Origin of the sequence: Pseudomonas sp. GM33, assembly GCF_000282295.1 — a bacterium.
GTDB lineage: Bacteria > Pseudomonadota > Gammaproteobacteria > Pseudomonadales > Pseudomonadaceae > Aquipseudomonas > Aquipseudomonas laurylsulfatiphila.
In genome coordinates this window covers 1-16,368 of the sequence record NZ_AKJO01000104.1, presented here as the reverse complement: position 1 = coordinate 16,368, position 16,368 = coordinate 1, and the positions used below count along the sequence as shown (strand labels likewise).

Here is a 16,368-nt window from a genome sequence, read left to right as displayed (position 1 = left end):
CAACCATAGAATCTCCCACAGTTGATTGCGGATGTTCACAGAAATTTGTGTGCGCAGGCGATCCCCTGTGGGAGCGAGCCTGCTCGCGATTGGGCCGCAAACACGCCGCATTCCTCAGCCAGTTTCTGATTAATCTTCCGACAACGTATCTCCTCTGCTGTGAATCGGTCGCGCATTCCATTTCTTCTCTCGATGCTGAAAGGCCCATAAACGTGGGCTTGTGACCCTGTTTGTCGAACAATTTCCACCCCCAGCGATGAAATGCAGTTGACGGTTGTATTTTAAGTTGTACGATGACCTACAACTTCGGCGCAGGCTGAACGGTTTTCTCACACAACGTCGCTATCCAGGGTGTTCGAATAATGAATCCACAAGAACTGAAGTCCATCCTCTCTTCCGGTCTGCTGTCTTTCCCGGTCACCGATTTCAATGCTCAGGGCGACTTCAATCGCGCGGGTTATATCAAGCGTCTCGAATGGCTGGCCCCATACGGCGCCTCGGCGCTGTTCGCCGCGGGCGGTACCGGTGAGTTCTTCTCTCTGGCGGCCAGCGAATATTCGGAAATCATCAAGACTGCGGTCGACACGTGCGCCACCAGCGTGCCAATCCTGGCCGGCGTGGGCGGTTCGACCCGCCAGGCCATCGAGTACGCACAGGAAGCCGAGCGTCTGGGTGCCAAGGGCCTGTTGCTGCTGCCGCACTACCTGACTGAAGCCAGCCAGGACGGCGTTGCCGCCCACGTTGAAGCCGTGTGCAAATCGGTCAACATCGGCGTGGTGGTCTACAACCGTAACGTCTGCCGCCTGACCGCGCCGCTGCTGGAACGCCTGGCCGAGCGCTGCCCGAACCTGATCGGCTACAAGGATGGCCTGGGTGATATCGAGTTGATGGTGTCGATCCGTCGTCGCCTCGGTGATCGCTTCAGCTACCTAGGTGGTCTGCCGACCGCCGAAGTCTACGCCGCGGCCTACAAGGCGCTGGGCGTGCCGGTCTACTCCTCGGCGGTGTTCAACTTCATCCCGAAAACCGCAATGGATTTCTACCACGCGATCGCTCGCGAAGATCACGCCACCGTCGGCAAGATCATCGACGACTTCTTCCTGCCGTACCTGGACATCCGTAACCGCAAGGCCGGTTATGCCGTGAGCATCGTCAAGGCCGGGGCAAAAATTGCCGGCTACGACGCGGGTCCTGTTCGTGCACCTCTGACCGATCTGACCGGCGAAGAGTATGAAATGCTCGCCGCGCTGATCGACAAGCAGGGTGCGCAGTAACACATCCGATTAAGTAAGGCCGCTGAGCAATCAGCGGTTTTTTGCGTGAGGAGATCTTAAAGTGGCAGATGCAAAGCGTTTCGATAACTACATCAACGGCGAGTGGGTTTCCGGCGGCGATTACTCGACCAACATCAACCCGTCCGAACTGACCGATGCCATCGGCGATTACGCCAAGGCTGACCTGGCCCAGGTCAACGCCGCCATCGACGCCGCCCGTGCCGCGTTCCCGGCGTGGTCCACTTCCGGCATCCAGACGCGCCACGATTCCCTGGATAAAGTCGGCACTGAAATCCTCGCCCGTCGCGAAGAACTCGGCACCCTGCTGGCCCGGGAAGAGGGCAAGACCCTGCCCGAAGCCATCGGCGAAGTGACCCGCGCCGGCAACATCTTCAAGTTCTTCGCCGGTGAATGCCTGCGTCTGTCCGGCGACTACCTGCCGTCCGTACGTCCGGGCGTCAACGTTGAAGTCACTCGCGAAGCCTTGGGCGTGGTCGGTCTGATCACCCCGTGGAACTTCCCGATCGCGATCCCGTCGTGGAAAATCGCCCCGGCCCTGGCCTACGGCAACTGCGTCGTGCTCAAACCGGCGGACCTGGTGCCGGGTTGCGCCTGGGCACTGGCGGAAATCATCTCCCGCGCCGGTTTCCCGGCCGGCGTGTTCAACCTGGTGATGGGCAGCGGTCGCGTAGTCGGTGAAGCGCTGGTTAACAGCCCGAAAGTCGATGGCATCAGCTTCACCGGATCGGTTGGTGTTGGTCGTCAGATCGCCGTCAACTGTGTATCGCGCCAGGCCAAGGTGCAGCTGGAAATGGGCGGCAAGAACCCGCAGATCATTCTCGACGATGCCGACCTCAAGCAAGCGGTCGAGCTGTCGGTGCAGAGCGCGTTCTACTCCACCGGCCAGCGTTGCACCGCATCCAGTCGCTTCATCGTCACCGCCGGGATTCACGACAAGTTCGTCGAAGCCATGGCCGAACGCATGAAGTCGATCAAGGTCGGCCACGCGTTGAAGGCTGGCACCGACATCGGTCCGGTGGTCTCGCAAGCGCAGCTTGAACAGGACATGAAGTACATCGACATCGGCCAGTCCGAAGGTGCACGTCTGGTCAGCGGCGGTGGTCTGGTTACCTGTGACACCGAGGGCTACTTCCTCGCGCCGACCCTGTTTGCCGACAGCGAAGCGTCGATGCGCATCAGCCGCGAAGAGATCTTCGGCCCGGTGGCCAACATCGTCCGCGTCGCCGATTACGAAGCCGCGCTGGCCATGGCCAACGACACCGAGTTCGGGCTGTCGGCGGGCATTGCCACCACCTCGCTGAAATATGCCAACCACTTCAAGCGCCACTCCCAGGCCGGGATGGTGATGGTCAACCTGCCGACCGCCGGTGTGGATTACCACGTTCCGTTCGGTGGGCGTAAAGGTTCATCCTATGGATCACGTGAGCAAGGTCGCTATGCGCAAGAGTTCTACACGGTCGTGAAAACCAGCTACATCGGTTCGTAAACGCAATACCCCTGTAGGAGCTGCCGCAGGCTGCGATCTTTTGATCTTGATTTTCGGCGGTCTCCAAGACGCCAAAGATCAAAAGATCGCAGCCTGCGGCAGCTCCTACAGGACACAAGCTTCACCCGCGCATAAAAATAATCAGTGGGAGTACATCAACATGCAATCGACCAAGCCGACTCACGTCCGCTATCTGATCCTGCTCATGCTGTTTCTGGTGACCACGATCAACTACGCCGACCGCGCGACCATCGCCATCGCCGGCTCGAGCCTGCAAAAAGACCTCGGCATCGACGCGGTCACCCTCGGTTATATCTTCTCCGCATTCGGTTGGGCCTACGTGGCCGGGCAAATCCCCGGTGGCTGGTTGCTGGACCGTTTCGGTTCGAAAAAAATCTATGCACTGAGCATCTTCACCTGGTCGCTGTTCACTGTCTTGCAGGGTTATGTCGGCGAATTCGGCATGTCCACCGCAGTGGTCGCGCTGTTCATGCTGCGCTTTCTGGTCGGCCTGGCCGAAGCGCCATCCTTCCCTGGCAACGCGCGCATCGTCGCCGCCTGGTTTCCGACCGCTGAACGCGGCACCGCCTCGGCGATCTTCAACTCGGCGCAATACTTTGCCACTGTGTTGTTCGCACCGCTGATGGGCTGGATCGTCTACAGCTTCGGCTGGCAGCACGTGTTCATCGTCATGGGCGTGATTGGCATCATCTTCTCCGGGATCTGGCTGAAAGTGATCTACAGCCCGCGCCAACACCCGATGATCAACGATGCCGAGTTCAAGCACATCGCCGACAACGGCGGCATGGTCGACATGGACCAGGACAAGGGCAAAGGCAAGAAGACCGACGGCCCGAAATGGGACTACATCCGTCAGTTGCTGACCAATCGCATGATGCTCGGCGTGTACCTGGGCCAGTACTGCATCAACGGCATCACTTACTTCTTCCTGACCTGGTTCCCGGTGTACCTGGTGCAGGAGCGTGGCATGACCATCCTCAAGGCCGGTTTCATCGCGTCCTTGCCGGCGATCTGCGGCTTCATCGGGGGCGTGCTCGGCGGGGTGATTTCCGATTACCTGTTGCGCAAAGGCCATTCCCTGACCTTCGCCCGCAAGGCACCGATCATTGCCGGCCTGCTGGTTTCCAGCAGCATCGTGGCATGCAACTACGTCGACGTAGAATGGATGGTCGTCGGCTTCATGGCCCTGGCGTTCTTCGGCAAAGGCGTTGGCGCACTGGGCTGGGCCGTGGTGTCCGATACTTCGCCCAAGCAGATCGCCGGTCTGAGCGGTGGCCTGTTCAACACCTTCGGTAACCTGGCTTCGATTACCACTCCGATCGTCATCGGCTACATCATCAGCTCCACCGGTTCATTCAAGTGGGCGCTGGTGTTCGTCGGTTGCAACGCGCTGGTCGCGGTGTTCAGCTACCTGGTGATCGTGGGTCCGATCAAGCGTGTGGTGCTCAAAGAGCCTCCCGCGAATGGTACTGAAGCCCCTGGCAAATTGTCTCAAGCGCATTCCTGAGGAGCGGCGTCATGCAGTTGATTGAACATTCCGATTCGCCGCGCTACATCCGTCTGCACGAGCGGGATAACGTAGTGATCGTGGTCAACGATCAGGGCGTACCGGCCGGTACCGAATTTGCGGACGGCCTGGTCACCGTGGACTTCGTGCCACAGAGCCACAAGGTCACCCTGGAAGACATTCCCGAGGGCGGCCAGGTGATTCGTTACGGCCAGGTCATTGGCTACGCCTTGCAGCCGATTCCCCGCGGTAGCTGGGTCAAGGAAGATCAACTGCGCATGCCGACCGCGCCACCGCTGGACAGCCTGCCGCTGTGCACCGACGTGCCCGCCGCGCAAGCACCGCTGGAAGGCTTCACCTTCGAGGGTTATCGCAACGCTGACGGCACCGTCGGCACGCGCAACATTCTCGGCATCACCACCACCGTGCAATGTGTGACCGGTGTGCTGGATCATGCGGTCAAGCGCATCAAGGCCGAGTTGCTGCCCAAGTACCCGCACGTCGATGACGTGGTCGCCCTGACCCACAGCTACGGCTGTGGCGTGGCGATCACCGCGACTGATGCGTACATCCCGATTCGCACAGTGCGCAACCTGGCACGCAACCCGAACCTGGGCGGCGAAGCGCTGGTGATCAGCCTGGGCTGCGAGAAATTGCAGGCCGGGCAGGTGATGCACGAGAACGACAGTTCGGTGGATTTGAGCGAGCCATGGCTGTACCGCTTGCAGGACGCCAGCCACGGTTTCACCGAGATGATCGAGCAGATCATGGAACTGGCCGAAACGCGCTTGAAGAAGCTCGATCAACGTCGCCGGGAAACCGTGCCGGCGTCCGAGCTGATTCTCGGCATGCAGTGTGGCGGCAGTGATGCGTTCTCCGGCATCACCGCCAACCCGGCGCTGGGTTATGCCTCGGACCTGTTGCTGCGGGCCGGTGCGACGGTGATGTTTTCCGAAGTCACCGAAGTGCGCGATGCCATTTACCTGCTGACCTCCCGCGCGGAAAACCAGGACGTCGCCCAGGAGCTGGTGCGGGAAATGGACTGGTACGACCGTTACCTGGCAAAGGGCGAAGCGGACCGCAGCGCCAACACCACGCCGGGCAACAAGAAGGGCGGGCTGTCGAACATTGTCGAGAAGTCCCTGGGCTCGATCGTCAAGTCCGGCAGCAGCGCGATCAATGGCGTGCTTGGCCCTGGCGAGCGTTTCAAGCGCAAAGGCCTGATCTTCTGCGCGACCCCGGCCAGCGATTTTGTCTGCGGGACGCTGCAACTGGCGGCGGGGATGAACCTGCATGTGTTCACTACTGGTCGCGGCACGCCTTACGGGCTGGCCATGGCACCGGTGGTGAAGGTGTCGACCCGGACCGAACTGGCGCAACGCTGGCCGGACCTGATCGACATAGACGCCGGGCGCATTGCTACAGGTCGCGCTTCCATTGAAGACCTCGGCTGGGAGTTGTTCCACTACTATCTGGACGTGGCGAGCGGCAAGAAGCAGACGTGGGCGGAGCAGCACAAGCTGCATAACGACATCACCTTGTTCAACCCGGCGCCGATCACGTAAGACCGCGTTATCGTTCTTCGCGAGCAAGCCCGCTCCCACAAGGATTGCGCTGAACCTGTGGGAGCGGGCTTGCTCGCGAAGGCGGTCGACCAGACACCGAAGGACTTGGTGGCTTATCATTAGCCCCCTAACGACGCCCACCCCAAGGTCCTCTCCGGCATGCTGGCAATTTTCCTCGAAACCCTGAACATCACCGCGCCGGTATTCGCCATGCTGTTTCTGGGTGTGCTGCTCAAGCGCATCGACTGGATCAACGACAACTTCATCCACACGGCGTCGTCCCTGGTGTTCAACGTCACCATGCCGGCGCTGCTGTTTCTGGGCATCCTGCATGCCGACCTGCACGCGGCGTTGCAACCGGCGTTGCTGATCTATTTCTCCCTCGCGACCCTGGTGGGCTTTGCCATCGCCTGGGGTTGGGCGATCTGGAAGTGTCCGCGGGAAGATCGGGGGATCTACACCCAAGGCGCCTTTCGCGGTAACAACGGGGTGATCGGCCTGGCGCTGGCGGCCAGCATGTACGGCGACTACGGGATTTCCCTCGGGGCGATCCTCGCGGCGCTGGTGATCCTGTTTTACAACACGCTCTCGACCATCGTCCTGGCGGTGTACAGCCCGGTGATCAAGTCCGATCCGTGGAGTGTCTGCAAAAGCGTGTTCAGCAATCCGCTGATCCTCAGTGTGATGGTGGCGGCGCCCTTCGCCTATTTCAAGATCGGCTTGCCAGGGTGGCTGGAGACCTCCGGCCAGTACCTGGCGCAAACCACCTTGCCGCTGGCGCTGATCTGCATTGGCGGCACCTTGTCCATGGCGGCGCTGCGCAAAAGCGGCAACATGGCGCTGAGTTCAAGCCTGGTGAAGATGATCGGCTTGCCGGTACTGGCGACGCTGGGCGCGTGGTTGTGGGGCTTTCGCGGCGCGGAATTGGGGATTCTGTTTCTGTACTTCGGCAGCCCGACCGCCGCTGCCAGTTTTGTGATGGCGCGGGCGGCCGAGGGCAATCATGAACTGGCGGCGGCGATTATCGTGATCACCACGCTGATGGCGGCGGTCACCACCAACGTCGGGATCTTTTTGTTGCAGTGGGGTGGGTGGATCTAACGTTGAGCTGCTTCGGCAATGGTTCTGCACGCAGGCTCGATGACTGGAGGTGCCTGGGTGGGATAGTCCGTGGGTATCACCTGCACGGGTATGGTCGCGACGAAGCCATCGGCAAAGGTTGCTTCGATAAACGTCGTTTTCCACCCGGTATCCGGTTTGTCGATGAATACTTGCGTATTGAGCAGAGCCGTCAGTCTGACGTCCTCGGGTTCGTAACGGATGCCGCAGGGATATCGAAAGTCCCGGGCAATCGGGTTTACCGCGGTCCATTGAACTACCCGCACCGGTGATTCAGAAAAGTGCAGCCCAAGTGATTGTGCTGCCAGGCCCGGACCCGGCCGCACTGAAATGGTCGGCAGAGGTTTGTCCTGTTGCCAACGATTGATGGCCGGAATCAGCGAGTTCTCGACGAATTGGTTGATACCGTAGTGGCTGGCATTGGGTGCCACTCGCAGGGCTTTGGGGCCGGGTAGCTGATCGTAAAAAAACCTGGAGTTATCTGGCAGGAAGAAGTCGTCGCTGCTGGCGTTGACGATGTATTTCGGTATCGCCAAACGTTCGGCATAGCCCGTATTCAGGTATTTCAGCGGATCTTCGATTTTCATTAATCGGGCGAAGTTTTCAGTCTTGATCTGTTGGGTGATGCCCTCGTGATGGTAGTCAAAGAACGCCAGTGGCCAGTTCTTGCCATAGCTTTGATAGGTATGCTCAAGCACGTTATCCATGCCCAGCACGTCGATGACAAATGGCACGATGGCTTTGACCCGGTCATCGGCAATGGCCGCCAGCCAGACGGTCCAGCCACGTTTTGATGCGCCGCTGGCAATGAAACGCTCTATCCCCCAGGGCTGCAGTTCCTTTTGCGCGAGGTCCATGGCCTTGACCATCGACACCACCATCGGCAGGCGCACCGACATGTACGGGCGCTGGAGCGGGGCGTCGAGAAAGAGTTTCCAGCTGTGGGCGACGCTGGCATCTTCCGTGCGCGCTATGCCGTCATCGGCATAGGTCAGGTACTGGTTCGGGACGTTGCTGACTGAAATGACAATCGTGCGTGTTCTACGCGCCACTTCAAGGGCCATGGCTTCGGTAAAGTCCGTCGGCTCGTCGGCGTTATCTGGCCCGGCGTTGGGGGTTCCGTTGTTGGCCACCAGCAGCGACTGGCCGTGCAGGGCGTTGTCCGGGATGTAGATGTCCACAGTGTGTTTCCACTGGGTGGGGCTAACCAGTCCTTGTGGCGACCATTGTTGGGAGGACAGGTCGAAACTGCGCTTTTCCACACCGGGAAATGGCGTATTGCCTTTGACTGAGTAAACCAGTGGGTTGGCGTCTTCGGCTTTCTTGTAGCAAGCAAGTACTTCGCTGAAGTCTGGGGTGCTGGCGTCGAAACACGCTTGGGTTGAGGCCTGTATCGAACTGCTGACGAGCAGGCTGGATAACATCAATTTTGACAATGCGAACCTGGCGTTCAATCCCATGGGAACCTTCCTTGTGATACGGGGAAAGGTTCTGATCCTGAGTACAGCGAAGCTGCACCGACTGTTCCCCGGCAGGTTTTTTGTCGGCGCAGTGTGTCGAAAAGAGGCGTGCGGGAACAGGTTTGGCAGGGGGGCTTTTATTGTCGAAATATGTGGTTGAACCGTTCAACCACAAGCGTTGCCGAGTGAGGTGATCACTCCGGCTTCTGATAGCTGTCGATCACTTCCTGCGCCGCCCTGAACGCATCGATCGCCGCCGGCACGCCGGCATATACCGCGCAATGCAGCAACGCCTCGCGAATTTCCTCCACGGTGCAGCCGTTGTTCAAGGCCCCGCGCACGTGACCTTTCAATTCCTGCGGGCACTTGAGCGCGGTCAGGGCGGCGAGGGTGATCAGGCTGCGGGTTTTCAGCGGTAGGCCTTCGCGATTCCACACGCCGCCCCAGGCGTGTTCATTGACAAAGTCCTGCAGCGGCTGGGTGAACTCGGTGGCGTTGCCCAGTGCGCGGTCGACGAAGGCGTCGCCCATTACTTGGCGACGAACTTCAACGCCGGTTTTCTTATTCTCGGTCATGGGACTTCCTTCTTATGGTGTTGGCGATGCCAGGCGCGTAGCGACGTGAACAGCAAGAACGCCACCAGCGCCGGCAGGACGAAAAACAGCATCAGGTGTTCCAGCTTGCCGGCCAGTGGCATGCCGGTGGTGAACGACACCACGTGCAGCCCGTACGCCAGGTACAAACCCAGAAACAGCAGGCCTTCGGCGCGGGTCACCCGGTAACCGGAGTAGAACACCGGCAGGCACAGCGCCGCGACGCCGAGCATCACCGGCAGGTCGAAATCCAGGGCATTGGGCGACACCGACAGTGGCGATGGCGCCACCAGGGCAGTAAAGCCGAGCACGCCCAGGAGGTTGAACAGGTTGCTGCCAATCACGTTGCCCACGGCAATATCACGTTCGCCGCGCATCGCCGCGATCAACGAAGTGGCGAGCTCAGGCAGTGAGGTGCTGACGGCGACGATGGTCAGGCCGATGATCCGCTCCGACAACCCGAGATCGGTGGCGACTGCAACCGCGGCGCCCAGCAACAAGTGCCCGGCGTACACCAGCATCGCCAGCCCGGCGACGATCATCAGCAGGCTGCTCAGCCATGGCGCTTGCGCATGATGGTCATGGCTCGATACCGGGCGCGCCGAATGCCGTGACTGGCGCAGCAGCAAGCCCAGGTAAATCGCCAGTGCCGTCAGCAGCATCACGCCGTCGACACGGGTCAGTTCTTCATTCCAGGCGAGTACGAACACCAGCAGGCTGGCACCGATCATCAGTGGAATATCCAGGCGCACCAATTGCCGGGAAACCCGCAAAGGAATGATCAGGGCGGACAGCCCTAGGGTGACGAGGATGTTGAAGATGCTGCTGCCGATCACACTGCCGACGGCAATGTCGGCATTGTGCGCCAGGGTCGCCTGCAGGCTGACCGCCATTTGCGGTGCGCTGCTGCCGAGGGCGACGATGGTCAGGCCGATGATCAGCGGGCGTATGTGCAACCGTGCGGCAATGCGTACGGCGGCGCGCACCATCAATTCGGCGCCGACAATCAGCAGGAACAATCCGCTGAGCAATTCGATCACGCTGATCAGGGGTAAGTCGGCTAGTCCGAAAATGGTCGGGGCTCCATCGGTCAGTCGTCGAGGGCTTGCACGCGAACCCGCGCGGTGCCGCTGCGCAGCATGCCCAGGCGCTCGGCGGCTTCCTGGGACAGGTCGATCAGGCGACCGCGGGTGTGCGGCCCGCGATCGTTGATGCGTACCACGCAGGACTTGTCGTTATTCAGGTTGGTGACCTTCACCCGCGTACCGAAGGGTAGCTGGCGATGGGCGGCGGTCATGGAATTCTTGTCGAAACGCTCGCCGCTGGCGGTGCGTTTGCCTTGGTGTTTGGAACCGTAGTACGACGCCACGCCGGTTTTGTCGTAGCCGTGCGGGTCGACGGTGTCGGTGCTGGCGCAACCGGCGAGGAGCGAGAGGAGGGCGCAAAGCCCAAGTAGACGCTTCATTTGAAAGCTTCCGAAAACAAATGTGGGAGCGGGCTTGCTCGCGAATGCATTCTGACAGTCAACTTTGAGTTGAGTGCCGAACCGCATTCGTCAGAACGCCGCCCGGAGCAAGCCCGCTCCCACAGGAGAATGGAGCCAGTGAGTCGGGCTGGCTCCATTCTCATCAGCCTTCGAGCTTGCTTTTCAGCAGTTCGTTGACCTGTTGCGGGTTAGCCTTGCCTTTGGAAGCTTTCATGGCCTGGCCGACGAAGAAGCCGAACATCTTGCCGCGCTTGGCTTCGTCTGCCGCGCGGTATTGTTCGACCTGCTCGGCGTTGGCTGCGAGCATTTCGTCCAGCACTGCCGAGATCGCGCCAGTGTCGGTCACTTGCTTGAGGCCGCGCTTGTCGATGATCTCGTCCGCGCTGCCTTCGCCGTTGGCCATCGCTTCGAACACGACCTTGGCGATTTTGCCTGAGATGGTGTTGTCCTTGATGCGCAGTAGCATGCCGCCCAGAAGCTCGGCGGAAACCGGCGACTGTTCGATGTCCAGGCCTTGCTTGTTGAGCAGGCTGCCCAACTCGACCATCACCCAGTTCGCCGCCAGCTTGGCGTCGCCGCTGATGCTCGCGACCTGCTCGAAGTAGTCCGCCTGCTCGCGGCTGGTGGCCAGCACGTTGGCGTCGTACGCCGACAGACCGAACTGCGTCTGGAAGCGCTCGCGCTTCTGCGGCGGCAATTCCGGCAGGGTGGCGCGCACGTCGTCGAGGAAGGTGTTTTCGATCACGACTGGCAGCAGGTCCGGATCAGGGAAGTAACGGTAGTCGTTGGCTTCCTCTTTGCTGCGCATCGGACGGGTTTCGTCCTTGTTCGGATCGTACAGGCGGGTCTGCTGGATCACCTTGCCACCGTCTTCGATCAGCTCGATCTGACGCTGGATTTCGCTGTTGATCGCTTTTTCGATGAAACGGAACGAGTTGACGTTCTTGATCTCGCAGCGAGTACCGAACTCGACCTGGCCTTTCGGACGGATCGATACGTTGCAGTCGCAACGCAGCGAGCCTTCGGCCATGTTGCCGTCGCAAATCCCTAAGTAGCGCACCAGCGCGTGGATCGCCTTGACGTAAGCCACGGCTTCCTTGGCGCTGCGCATGTCCGGTTCGGAAACGATTTCCAGCAACGGCGTACCGGCACGGTTCAGGTCGATGCCGCTGGCGCCGCTGAATTCTTCGTGCAGGCTTTTGCCGGCGTCTTCTTCAAGGTGCGCGCGGGTGATGCCGACACGTTTGACCGTGCCGTCTTCCAGGGCGATGTCCAGGTGGCCCTTGCCGACGATCGGCAATTCCATCTGGCTGATCTGGTAGCCCTTGGGCAGGTCCGGATAGAAGTAGTTTTTACGGGCGAACACGTTGTGCTGGCCGATCTCGGCGTCAATCGCCAGACCGAACATCACCGCCATGCGCACCGCTTCCTGGTTCAGCACCGGCAGTACGCCGGGCATGCCCAGGTCTACCAGGCTGGCCTGGGTGTTCGGCTCGGAACCGAACGTGGTGGAACTACCGGAAAAGATTTTCGACCGGGTGGTGAGCTGGGTGTGAATCTCCAGCCCGATCACGACTTCCCATTGCATGTGTGTCTCCTCAGAAGCCGGTTGGGGTGCGGGTGTGCCAGTCAGTGTTGAGCTGATACTGGTGGGCAACGTTCAACAGGCGACCTTCCTGGAAATACGGGGCGAGCAGTTGCACGCCAACCGGCAGGCCGTCGACAAAACCGGCCGGCATCGACAGGCCCGGCAGGCCGGCGAGGTTGGCGGTGATGGTGTAGACGTCTTCCAGGTACGCAGCGACCGGGTCGCTGTTCTTGGCGCCGAGCTTCCAGGCCGGGTTCGGCGTGGTCGGGCCGAGGATGATGTCGACCTCATTAAAGGCCGCCATGAAGTCGTTCTTGATCAAGCGACGGATCTTCTGCGCCTTGAGGTAGTAGGCATCGTAGTAACCGGCGGACAGCGCGTAGGCACCGACCATGATCCGGCGCTGCACTTCCGCGCCGAAACCTTCGCCACGGGAGCGCTTGTACAAATCTTCCAGGTTTTTCGGGTCTTCGCAGCGATAGCCGAAGCGTACGCCGTCGAAACGCGACAGGTTGGAAGAGGCTTCCGCCGGGGCGATCACGTAGTACGCAGGAATCGCGTGCTGCATGTTCGGCAGGCTGATTTCCTTGATCACGGCGCCGAGCTTTTCCAGCTCCTTGATGCTGTTGTGGATCAGTTCGGCAATGCGCGGGTCGAGACCGGCGCTGAAGTATTCCTTCGGCACACCGATGCGCAGGCCTTGCAGCGAGCCGTTGAGGCTGGCGCTGTAGTCCGGCACGGGTTCATCAATGCTGGTGGAGTCGTTCGGATCGAAGCCGGCCATACCTTGCAACAAAATCGCGCAGTCTTCGGCCGTGCGCGCCAACGGGCCGCCCTGATCGAGGCTGGAGGCGTAGGCGATCATGCCCCAGCGCGAAACGCGACCGTACGTCGGTTTCAGGCCGGTGAGGTTGGTCAGGGCCGCCGGCTGACGGATCGAACCGCCGGTGTCGGTGCCGGTGGCTGCCGGCAACAGACGAGCGGCCACCGCCGCCGCCGAACCACCGGACGAACCGCCCGGCACGTGTTCCAGGTTCCACGGGTTTTTCACCGCGCCGTAGTAGCTCGACTCGTTGGCCGAACCCATGGCGAATTCGTCCATGTTGGTCTTGCCCAGGGTCACGGCCCCGGCGGCAGCCAGCTTGGCGACGACAGTGGCGTCGTACGGTGCTTTAAAGTTGTCGAGCATCTTCGAGCCGCAACTGGTGCGAATGCCCTGGGTGCAGAACAGGTCCTTGTGGGCGATCGGCGCGCCGAGCAGGGCGCCGCTCTCACCATTGGCCCGGCGGGCGTCAGCGGCTTTCGCCTGCGTCAGCGCCAGGTCTTCGGTGAGGCTGATGAAACTGTTGAGCTGTGGATCGAGCTGGGCGATGCGCGCCAGCAGGACTTTGGTCAGCTCTTCGGAGGAAAACTTTTTATCGGCGAGTCCGCGGGCGATCTCGGCCAGAGTCAATTGATGCATTGCAGGCTCTTTCCCTTTAGTCGATGACTTTCGGAACCAGGTACAGGCCGTTTTCGACCGCTGGTGCGATGGACTGGTAGGCCTCGCGGTTATTGGTCTCGGTCACGACGTCCGCGCGCAGGCGCTGGCTGGCTTCCAGCGGGTGGGCCAGCGGTTCGATACCGTCGGTATTGACCGCCTGCATTTCGTCGACCAGCCCGAGAATGCTGTTGAGGGCCGAAGTGATGTGTGGAAGATCGGCATCATTGAGGCCCAGACAGGCCAGATGAGCGATTTTTTCCACGTCGGAGCGTTCAAGCGCCATTGGGATTCTCCAGTGGAAAACAAAACGGACGGCGTCCGTGTGTTAGATTGTCGGAACACTACCGCACTTCTACGGTCATAAGGCCGCGATTGTGGGGCTTGGTGCACAGAAAAGCGGCCAATTTAACATATTGGCGCCTTGCCCAAAATCCCTGTCGTTGTTAGAGTTTGCCGCACTTTTTTACCCACGCGTTGCCTAGGGTCCCTTTCCCATGTTCAAGAAACTGCGTGGCATGTTTTCCAGCGATCTTTCCATTGACCTGGGCACTGCCAACACCCTTATTTACGTGCGCGAGCGCGGTATCGTCCTGAATGAGCCCTCCGTTGTGGCCATTCGGACACACGGTAACCAGAAAAGTGTCGTTGCTGTCGGCACCGAAGCCAAGCGCATGCTCGGCCGTACTCCGGGCAACATTGCTGCCATTCGTCCGATGAAGGACGGTGTGATCGCCGACTTCAGCGTGTGCGAAAAAATGCTGCAGTATTTTATCAACAAGGTTCACGAAAACAGCTTTCTGCAGCCTAGCCCGCGCGTGTTGATCTGCGTTCCATGCAAATCCACCCAGGTTGAGCGTCGCGCCATTCGTGAATCGGCCCTCGGTGCCGGTGCCCGTGAAGTGTTCCTGATCGAAGAGCCAATGGCGGCTGCGATCGGTGCCGGCCTGCCGGTTGAAGAAGCCCGCGGTTCGATGGTCGTGGATATCGGTGGCGGTACCACCGAAATCGCGCTGATCTCCCTGAACGGTGTGGTTTACGCCGAATCCGTCCGTGTTGGCGGCGACCGCTTCGACGAAGCGATCATCACCTACGTGCGTCGCAACTACGGCAGCCTGATCGGTGAGTCCACCGCCGAGCGCATCAAGCAGGAAATCGGCACGGCCTACCCGGGCGGCGAAGTTCGCGAAGTCGACGTTCGTGGCCGTAACCTGGCCGAAGGCGTTCCACGCGCATTCACCCTGAACTCCAATGAAGTGCTGGAAGCTCTGCAAGAGTCCCTGGCAACCATCGTTCAGGCCGTGAAAAGCGCCCTGGAGCAATCGCCTCCGGAACTGGCTTCCGATATCGCCGAGCGCGGCCTGGTGCTGACCGGTGGTGGTGCCTTGCTGCGTGACCTGGACAAGTTGCTGGCCCAGGAAACCGGTCTGCCGGTGATCGTTGCCGAAGACCCGCTGACCTGCGTTGCTCGCGGCGGTGGCCGTGCGTTGGAAATGATGGATAAACACACCATGGACCTGCTTTCCAGCGAATAAGTCGCCGGATCGCTTCTATGCTGTTGAGCGCGCAGGCGGCACTTTGCAGTGCTGCCTGTTCGCGTTTATCTTCTGTCAGTCTGCATCCAGGCCGGATTGCTGCCGTATGAATAAACAGAACATTTGCCTGGGAGGAGCGGCTTATTAAACCGCTTTTCACCAAGGGCCCTTCACTGGGCGTGCGCCTGTTGGTGCTGGTCGTGCTATCGGTCGCGCTGATGGTGGTCGATGCCCGTTTCAGTCTGCTCAAGCCTGCACGCAGCCAGATGTCGCTGGTGCTGATGGACGCCTACTGGATCACCGACCTGCCCGGACGACTCTGGGAAGGCGTTGCCAGTCAGTTTGGCAGCCGGACCGAACTCGTCGCCGAAAACGAAAAACTCAAGACCGAGAACCTGCTGTTGCAGGGGCGCATGCAGAAGCTTGCCGCCCTGACCGAGCAGAACGTTCGGCTGCGCGAGTTGCTCAACTCTTCGGCACTGGTCAACGAGAAGGTCGAAGTGGCCGAGTTGATCGGCATGGACCCCAACCCCTTCACCCATCGCATCATCATCAATAAAGGTGAGCGCGACGGCGTGGTCCTCGGTCAGCCGGTGCTCGATGCCCGTGGCCTGATGGGCCAGGTGGTCGAGTTGATGCCCTACACCTCCCGCGTCCTGTTGCTGACCGACACCACCCACAGCATTCCGGTGCAGGTGAACCGTAACGGTTTGCGGGCGATCGCCAGCGGCACCGGCAACCCGGAGCGCCTCGAGTTGCGGCATGTGGCCGATACCGCCGACATCAAGGAAGGCGACTTGCTGGTCAGCTCTGGTCTCGGCCAACGTTTCCCGGCCGGTTATCCGGTGGCGACGGTCAAGGAAGTGATTCACGACTCCGGTCAGCCGTTTGCCATTGTCCGCGCCATTCCGACCGCCGCCTTGAACCGCAGCCGCTACCTGCTGCTGGTGTTCAGCGACACCCGTACCCCGGAAGAACGCGCCAACGCTGCCGCCCAGGCCCAGGAAAGCCTGGATGCACAGGGCGGTGGGCCGACCATTCCGGCGACGGTTCCGAAACTGGTCAGCCCCGCGGTCCCTGCCGCACCGGCCGCCGCACCGGCGATACCTGCCACGGCGGCGCCTGCGGCCACCGCACCCGTCAAGCCAGCCACCACGCCCGCCAAGCCTGCGGCCACACATCCTGCGGCGGCTAAACCGCCGGCGGCGCAACCCGCTGCCGCGAAGCCTGCCG

The 16,368-nt window shown here is 60.7% G+C and carries 14 protein-coding genes; 7 read left to right on the top strand and 7 right to left on the bottom strand.

Features of this window, described 5'->3' with window-relative positions:
- Positions 1–362 precede the first annotated feature (362 nt).
- From kdgD to PMI26_RS09865, 5 genes are all read left to right on the top strand, one after another.
- The gene (kdgD, locus tag PMI26_RS09845) at positions 363–1,274 is read left to right on the top strand and encodes a 5-dehydro-4-deoxyglucarate dehydratase (protein ID WP_007976489.1); all 912 of its coding nucleotides are present in this window, start codon (positions 363–365) and stop codon (positions 1,272–1,274) included.
- A gap of 61 nt (positions 1,275–1,335) precedes the next feature.
- Positions 1,336–2,781: an aldehyde dehydrogenase family protein gene (locus tag PMI26_RS09850; RefSeq protein ID WP_007976486.1), complete on the top strand. Its 1,446-nt coding sequence runs from the start codon at positions 1,336–1,338 to the stop codon at positions 2,779–2,781.
- A 160-nt stretch (positions 2,782–2,941) separates the two neighbouring features.
- Positions 2,942–4,309, top strand: coding sequence for an MFS transporter (locus PMI26_RS09855; protein ID WP_007976482.1), 1,368 nt, complete (start codon positions 2,942–2,944; stop codon positions 4,307–4,309).
- A gap of 11 nt (positions 4,310–4,320) precedes the next feature.
- Positions 4,321–5,874: a galactarate dehydratase gene (gene garD / locus PMI26_RS09860; RefSeq protein ID WP_007976481.1), complete on the top strand. Its 1,554-nt coding sequence runs from the start codon at positions 4,321–4,323 to the stop codon at positions 5,872–5,874.
- Between the two features lie 159 nt (positions 5,875–6,033).
- Positions 6,034–6,975, top strand: a complete 942-nt coding sequence (locus tag PMI26_RS09865; protein ID WP_007976479.1) for an AEC family transporter — start codon at positions 6,034–6,036, stop codon at positions 6,973–6,975.
- On the opposite strand, the gene PMI26_RS09870 is transcribed toward PMI26_RS09865, so the two are convergent.
- The 7 genes from PMI26_RS09870 to gatC all read right to left on the bottom strand — a co-directional run bounded on the left by PMI26_RS09870 (position 6,972) and on the right by gatC (position 13,886).
- Positions 6,972–8,453, bottom strand: a complete 1,482-nt coding sequence (locus PMI26_RS09870; protein WP_007976477.1) for a PhoPQ-activated pathogenicity-related family protein — start codon at positions 8,451–8,453, stop codon at positions 6,972–6,974. The two genes, PMI26_RS09865 and PMI26_RS09870, sit on opposite strands and share 4 nt — an antisense overlap.
- A 194-nt stretch (positions 8,454–8,647) precedes the next feature.
- Positions 8,648–9,028, bottom strand: a complete 381-nt coding sequence (locus tag PMI26_RS09875) for a carboxymuconolactone decarboxylase family protein (RefSeq protein WP_007976475.1) — start codon at positions 9,026–9,028, stop codon at positions 8,648–8,650.
- Positions 9,025–10,086 carry a calcium/sodium antiporter gene (locus PMI26_RS09880; RefSeq protein ID WP_007976473.1) on the bottom strand — a complete coding sequence of 354 codons (1,062 nt, stop codon included), beginning with the start codon at positions 10,084–10,086 and terminating at the stop codon, positions 9,025–9,027. Before PMI26_RS09880 ends, PMI26_RS09875 begins: the two co-directional genes overlap by 4 nt.
- 50 nt (positions 10,087–10,136) lie before the next feature.
- Positions 10,137–10,511: a septal ring lytic transglycosylase RlpA family protein gene (locus PMI26_RS09885; RefSeq protein WP_007976471.1), complete on the bottom strand. Its 375-nt coding sequence runs from the start codon at positions 10,509–10,511 to the stop codon at positions 10,137–10,139.
- Positions 10,512–10,674: 163 nt separating this feature from the next.
- Positions 10,675–12,120 (bottom strand): Asp-tRNA(Asn)/Glu-tRNA(Gln) amidotransferase subunit GatB, encoded by a 1,446-nt coding sequence (gene gatB / locus PMI26_RS09890; protein ID WP_007976469.1) that lies wholly within the window; start codon positions 12,118–12,120, stop codon positions 10,675–10,677.
- A gap of 10 nt (positions 12,121–12,130) precedes the next feature.
- On the bottom strand, positions 12,131–13,582 hold the full coding sequence (gatA, locus tag PMI26_RS09895) for an Asp-tRNA(Asn)/Glu-tRNA(Gln) amidotransferase subunit GatA (protein ID WP_007976467.1): 1,452 nt from the start codon (positions 13,580–13,582) through the stop codon (positions 12,131–12,133).
- A gap of 16 nt (positions 13,583–13,598) precedes the next feature.
- On the bottom strand, positions 13,599–13,886 hold the full coding sequence (gene gatC, locus PMI26_RS09900; protein ID WP_007976465.1) for an Asp-tRNA(Asn)/Glu-tRNA(Gln) amidotransferase subunit GatC: 288 nt from the start codon (positions 13,884–13,886) through the stop codon (positions 13,599–13,601).
- 211 nt (positions 13,887–14,097) lie between these two features.
- On the opposite strand from gatC, the gene mreB reads away from it, so the two are divergent.
- Positions 14,098–15,135: a rod shape-determining protein MreB gene (gene mreB / locus PMI26_RS09905; protein ID WP_002555108.1), complete on the top strand. Its 1,038-nt coding sequence runs from the start codon at positions 14,098–14,100 to the stop codon at positions 15,133–15,135.
- Between the two features lie 179 nt (positions 15,136–15,314).
- Positions 15,315–16,368 (top strand): rod shape-determining protein MreC (mreC, locus tag PMI26_RS09910; RefSeq protein WP_007976463.1); only part of this gene is annotated, 1,054 nt, incomplete at its 3' end.